The organism is Streptomyces sp. Isolate_45, from assembly GCF_024721315.2.
Lineage (GTDB): Bacteria > Actinomycetota > Actinomycetes > Streptomycetales > Streptomycetaceae > Streptomyces.
Genome location: NZ_JANFAK020000296.1, coordinates 1 through 4,906, shown reverse-complemented (window position 1 = coordinate 4,906; position 4,906 = coordinate 1). Strand labels below are relative to the sequence as shown.

General features: G+C 76.5%; 5 protein-coding genes. All 5 read left to right on the top strand.

The window, feature by feature from the left end; translation table 11 throughout:
• Window positions 1-767, top strand: a 767-nt coding sequence (locus tag NOD94_RS40240) for a GTPase-associated protein 1-related protein (protein ID WP_281211204.1), incomplete at its 5' end; no start/stop codon positions are given.
• A 227-nt stretch (window positions 768-994) separates the two neighbouring features.
• The gene (locus NOD94_RS40235) at window positions 995-1,465 is read left to right on the top strand and encodes a pyridoxamine 5'-phosphate oxidase family protein (protein ID WP_281211203.1); all 471 of its coding nucleotides are present in this window, start codon (window positions 995-997) and stop codon (window positions 1,463-1,465) included.
• Between the two features lie 159 nt (window positions 1,466-1,624).
• Window positions 1,625-2,647: a ketoacyl-ACP synthase III gene (locus NOD94_RS40230; RefSeq protein ID WP_281211202.1), complete on the top strand. Its 1,023-nt coding sequence runs from the start codon at window positions 1,625-1,627 to the stop codon at window positions 2,645-2,647.
• Entirely contained in the window at window positions 2,644-3,390 is a 747-nt protein-coding gene (locus NOD94_RS40225) for a glycosyltransferase family 2 protein (RefSeq protein ID WP_281211201.1), read from the top strand. Before NOD94_RS40230 ends, NOD94_RS40225 begins: the two co-directional genes overlap by 4 nt.
• Window positions 3,390-4,898 (top strand): class I adenylate-forming enzyme family protein, encoded by a 1,509-nt coding sequence (locus NOD94_RS40220; protein WP_281211200.1) that lies wholly within the window; start codon window positions 3,390-3,392, stop codon window positions 4,896-4,898. The genes NOD94_RS40225 and NOD94_RS40220 overlap by 1 nt, the downstream gene beginning before the upstream one ends.
• Window positions 4,899-4,906 lie beyond the last annotated feature (8 nt).

Below are 4,906 nucleotides of genomic sequence, written 5' to 3'. Positions count from 1 at the left end.
CGGACCCGGACCCGGCCCCGGGGCCGCCCGCCCGGCGGGACGCCCCGGCGGACGGCTGGGACATCCGGCAGGACAGTCGGGACGTCCGGCCGTCGGCCCGGCCGGGCGCGGACGGTGCCCGCTCCGTACGCCAGGACCCGGAGCGGAGCCCGGCCCTGGACCCGGAGCCTCTGAGCCCGGCCCCCGGGGCCGACGCCCCGGACGGCGCGCTCGCGGCGACGGCGGCCGGGCTGCTCGCCCCGGACCGGTCGGGCGCGGCCGGGCTGCGGGCGTTGGTCGACAGCGAGGACGCCGAGCTGCTGTCGGCGTACCGGCACGCGGCGCGCGATCCCCGGGTCGGGGCGCTGCTGCGCCGCTCGCCGCGCTTCCTCGCGGACTGCTTCGCCGTCTGGTCCTCGCACCCGCAGGCGGGCCCGCTGTGGCAGGAGACCCGGACCGACCTGCTGGAGGGCGTGCTCCGGCCCGCCGTACGGGACCTGCCGCCCGAGCGGCTCCTGGAGGCCGAGGAGGAACTGGCCGGTCTCGGGGCGCGCCGGGCGGAGGAGTTCCGTGCCTGGCGGCGGCCGAAGCCCCTCGCGCGGCTGCGTGACCGGCTGACGGGCGTCCTGCGCCGCCGTCCGCTCCCACCGGACCCCGGTCCCGGTCCCGGTCCGGAACGCGACACGACGGCCTCCGTTCCGGACCGCCCGGCGGGCGCCGACTGGGCCGGCGTCGCCCGCCGCCGCGTCATCCCCCCGCCGCCGGACGAGCCGCCCCGGGGCCACTGAGCCCCGCGGGCGGGATCGTGGTCGACAGCACCGGTCCGTGGCGCCGTTCCCCAGTGCGGACCTCGCCGGGTACGCGGGGCGCGGGTTCGCCGGCCCGATGCGGGAACGGGGACGCCGGCTCGGCCGACGACGGAACGACTGATCGCGGGGCGTGGACGATCCTCCGCCCGGCGACCTAGGTCCGACGCCGGATGCGAGGGGCCGGGATCCCGCCATAGTCTCACCGCATGACGGAAGTTGACTCCCTCCCCGACGGACCCCGCAGCCCCGAGCAGCGCAAGCGCGAGGCCTTGGAACGGCTCGCGCGGGACGTGGACGTATGGGTCGCCACGGCCGACGCCACCGGCGAGCCCTGCCTCGTGCCGCTGACCTTCCTGTGGGACGGCGAGGCCGTGTGGCTCGCCACCCGCGACACCAACCCGACCGGGCGCAACCTGAGTGCCTCGGGCCGCGTCCGGTTGTCCTTCGGTCACACCCGGGACGTCGTCCTGGTCCACGGCACCTCGCGCACGGTCCCCCGCGAGGACCTACCGGCCGGGGTGGGCGACGCGTTCGCCGCCAAGGACGGCTGGGACCCGCGCAAGAGCGAGCCCTCGTACTTCTTCTACCGCGTCGCCCCGCAGCTGCTGCAGGCGTGGGGAACCGTTCCCGAGCTGGCCGGACGAACACTGATGCGCGACGGGAAGTGGCTGGTCTAGCCGGCGTTCGGAGTTCCGCGGGGCCGGGCTCCGGCCCCCGCCCCACGACGGTCGGAACCGGTGCGCCGGCGGAGTACGGGGCTCCTACTCAAGGCGTGCGCAAGGGATCTGAGCATCCGTACTCAGGACCCGGCGCCGGCGGCTTGTCATCGTGAGGGCATGCCCATTCAGCCGTGTGATCCGCCCCCGCGCGTCGGGATAACCGCCGTCGGCAGCCTGCTGCCCGGGGACGTCCTGACCTCCGACGACCTCCAGCGGGACGTGGCCCGGGCCGGCGGGTTCGCGTTGCCGCCGGGGGTCCTGTCCAGGGCCACCGGGATAGTGTCCCGGCGCGTCGCCGCCGAGGGGGTGTACGCGTCCACGCTGGCCGTCGGCGCCGCGCGTCGGGCGCTGGCCGCCGCCGGCCTCACCCCGCACGACGTGGACCTGCTCGTCTTCGCCTCGGCGTCCCGGGACCTGGTCGAGCCGGCAACCGCGCACATCGTGCAGGCCGAACTCGGCTCCCGGGCGCACGCCCTGGACGTCACGAACGCCTGCAACAGCTTCGTCAACGGCATCGACGTCGCCCGGACGATGATCCTCGCCGGGCGCTCGCGCCGGGCACTGGTGGTCACCGGGGAGACCCCGAGCCGGGCCGTGCGCAGGGCTCCGGCGGACTTCGCGGAGTTCCGTGACGGCTTCGCCGGCTACACGTTCGGCGACGCGGGCGCGGCCGTGGTCCTGGAGGGCGTGGAGGCCGGTGGGATCCTCGACGTGGACACCGAGACGCATTCGGAGCACTGGGAGGTCGGCGGGATCCCGGGCGGCGGGTCGCGGCACCCGCGCGGGGACGCGTACACGTACTTCCAGGGGGACGGGCACGAACTGCGCGGGGTGTTCGAGAAGGTCGGCACGGCGGTGATCGACCGGACGCTGCACCGCACGGGCCTGGACTGGGACGGTTTCGCGAAGGTGCTGGTGCACCAGGTGACGGTGCCGTACCTGGAGCGGTTCGCGGAACTGACGGGGGTCCCTGCGCGGAAGCTGGTGGTGACCGTACCCGAGCTCGGGAACGTGGCGAGCGCGAGCATCGGGGTGCAGTTGGACCGGGTGTTCGCGGACCTCGCGCCGGGTGAACGAGTGCTGTTCGTCGGTCTCGGCGGCGGGATCAGCATCATGACGATGGTCTGGGAGAAGTCTTGAACGGCCCCCGCATGTGGGTGGTGGTGCCCGCGCACGAGGAAGCAGTACGGCTGGCCGGCACGCTGCGGGCGCTGGCCGCGCAGCGGGACCGGGACTTCACCCTGCTGGTGGTCGACAACGCCTCGACGGACGGGACGGGTGACATCGCGCGGGCGTTCGCGGCGGACGCGCCGTTCCCGGTGGAGGTGATCGAGGAACCGCAGAAGGGGGTCGGGGCCGCCGTGGACACCGGATTCCGGTACGCGATGGCCCGGGGGGCGACCCTGCTGGCCCGGACGGACGCCGACTGCCTGCCCCGGCCCGGCTGGACGGGCGCGGCGCGGGCCGCGCTCCTGGCGCGGCCGGGTCTGGTGTGCGGCAGGATCGTGGCGCGGGGCGACGAGCACGGCCCGCTCGGCCGGACCGTGTTCGCGGGGCTGGTCGCGGTGGCCGCGCTGTTCGGGCGGCTGCGGCCGGAGCACGCCCGCCGCAACGGCTACCGGGCCCCGTACCGGATGCACGCGGGGAACAACATGGCGATCACCGCCGACCTGTACCTGGCGGTCGGCGGGATGCCCCGGCGGCCCTCGCCCACGGACCGGCTGTTCCTGAACGCGGTGCGCCGCCACACCGACCGCGTCAGCCGCTGCCGGTCGATGGTCGTGGAGAACTCCACGCGCCGGCTACGGGCGTACGGCCTCGCCGGCACGGCCCGCTGGTACCTCGACCAGGGCAGCGGCGCGCACGGAACGGACCCGCGCTGATGCTGGACCGACTCGCGGACTCGCTGCGATCCCGGCCCGAACGGCCCGCCGTGCTGACGGCGACCCGTACGGGCGCCACCCGGGTCTGCGTCACCCGGGGTGAACTCGCCGACCTGGCCGACGCGTACGCCGCCGCGCTGCACGCGCGCGGCCTGCGGGCCGGGGACACCGTCGGGGTGGCGGTGCGGCCCGGACCGCGGGCCCTCGCGGTGCTGTTGGCCCTGTGGCGGCTCGGGCTGCGCGGGGCCGTCCTGGACCCGGGGGCCGGGGCGGAGGTGCTGCGGGCCCGGCTCGCGCTGGCCCGGCCGGCGCTGGTGCTGGCCGACGCCGCCGCGCAGGCGGTGGCCGGGTGGGCCCGGCCGCTGGCCCGCCGGTCCGGGCTGGAGCTGCCGGAGCTGTCCGGGCTGGGTCCGGTGGCGACGGTAGGGCCCAGGCTGCCGGGGTGCGCGCCCGCCCTGGGGACGGGGGCCTCCCGGGCGGGGGTGCCGGCCGTCCGGGACGAGGACGGCGACGCGGTGATCGTGTTCACCTCGGGGACCACGTCCCGACCGCGTGCGGTCGTGCACACCCGGGCCGGCCTCGCGGCCGGGATGGAGACGGTGGCCTCGCTGTTCGGCTCCGGGGACGACGGAGCGCCCGTGCTGGGCGGTACGTTCTTCGTCCTCGTGCCCTCGCTGACGCGCGGGGCGCCGGTCGCCCTGCCGGCGCGCCGGCCGCGGGTCCTGGCCCGGCAACTGGACCGGCTGCGGCCTCGGGACACCTATCTGACGCCGCCGCTGCTGCGGGACGCCCTCGACGCGGGCGCCCGGTTCACGGGCCGGGTGTGGACGGGTTCGGCCCCGGCGAGCGCCGGGCTGCTGACCCGGGTCCGGGAGGCGGGCGCCGAGCAGGCGTGGGGGGTGTACGCGCTGACCGAACTGTTCCCGGCGGCGGCGGTGGAGTCCCGGGAGAAGGCCGCCTTCGACGGGGCCGGGGACCTGGTCGGCGCCCCGCTTCCCGGGGTGCGTGCCGTACGGCAGGCCGCCGGCGAGCTGCTGCTGGCCGGGCCCGCGGCCCGGCACCGCTACCTGGGGGAGGAACCCGATCCGTGGGTGCGTACGGGGGACCGGGCGCGGCTGGACCCGGCCGGGCGGATCGTGCTGGAGGGGCGCTGCAAGGACATGGTGCTGCGGCGGGCGGAGAACATCTACCCGGGTCTGTACGAGCCGGCGCTGCACGTGCCGGGCGTGGAGTTGGGCGTGCTCGTCGGGGTTCCGGCGGGTGACGGGGACGAACGGCTCGTGGCGGTGGTGCAGCCGCGGCGCGGTGTCCGCGAACCGGCCCTGCGGTCCGCCCTGTCGGGGCCGTTGCGGCGGATGGGGACGGCCCGGCCCGACGCGTTGTTGTTCGCCCGGATCCCGCTGTCGGGGCGTTCCCGCAAACCGGACCGCGCGGCGGTCTCGGCCCTGGGCGCGGAGCCGGTGGGGGGGGCGGGCCCGGGGGGTTGGGCATATGGTGGTGTTTGGTAAATTTTTTT